Raw genomic sequence first — 1,009 nt, forward strand, 5'->3', positions numbered from 1 at the left:
AAACCTATTAATATTACAGACTTAGCCTTTAATTGGCGTTATCATTATTTACGTTTATTTAACCTCATTCAGCTAAAAAAGCATGATAAAAAAAGCTCTCCCCATCATTGTTGGCTTGTTGGTTGTTTCTCAGAGCGCGTATGCCGATGTTTCTTTAAAGCTTAAAGGCATCGATGGCGCACTGGAAGATAACGTGAAAGCGTACCTGTCTTCGATTCCAGAGAAGGATTACTCCACTTCGCTGCGCTTTCAGGCGCGATTGGATCAAAGTATCACTGAAGCGCTGAATGCGCTTGGCTATTATCATGCAAAAATTTCATACTCTATTTCCGAAGGGAATGACGAGCTGATCGTTAACATCCACAAAGGCTTACCAGTTAAGATCAAAGTAATGGATGTCGTGATCAGCGGTGAAGCGAAAGAGGATGAAGAATTCGCGAATCTCATCGCCAAATCGCCTTTAAAAGTTGGGCGGATTTTAAATCAGGGTGAGTATGACAGCCTTAAATCAGGGATTCGTAACCTGGCTTTGCAACGTGGTTACTTCAATGGTGACTTTAAGCTCAACAAGCTGGAAGTGATCCCCGAATTGAATGAAGCCAATGTGCGTTTGCACTACGACAGCGGTATTCGCTATCACTTTGGTCCGGTAGAAATTACGGGAAGCCAGATCTGGGAAAACCGTGTTGAGTCGATGCGACCTTTTGAAATTGGTGAACCTTATCTTGTCTCTGATGTGGGTGAATACAACCAAAACCTGTCTAACACGGATTGGTTCTCCTCCGTGTTTGTTGAGCCTGACTTAAGCAAGCTTGAAGATGGGCGCGAGTTGCCGATTAAAGTCTCGTTAGCGCCTGCTGCGAAAAACCAGATTGAAACCGGTATTGGTTACTCCACCGATACGGGTGTGCGCGGCACTTTAAAATGGAAAAAACCATGGGTAAGTGCACGCGGTCATAGCTTTAATACGGCGCTTTCTCTCTCCAAACCAGAACAAACCATCACCGCC

Annotated in this window: 1 protein-coding gene; it reads left to right on the plus strand. The window is 44.5% G+C overall.

The features are described from left to right. Positions 1–82 precede the first annotated feature (82 nt). The coding region (locus tag R8N28_RS27335) for an autotransporter assembly complex family protein (RefSeq protein ID WP_318183931.1) at positions 83–1,009 on the plus strand (927 nt) is incomplete at its 3' end.

Source organism: Vibrio sp. Vb1554, from assembly GCF_033344235.1.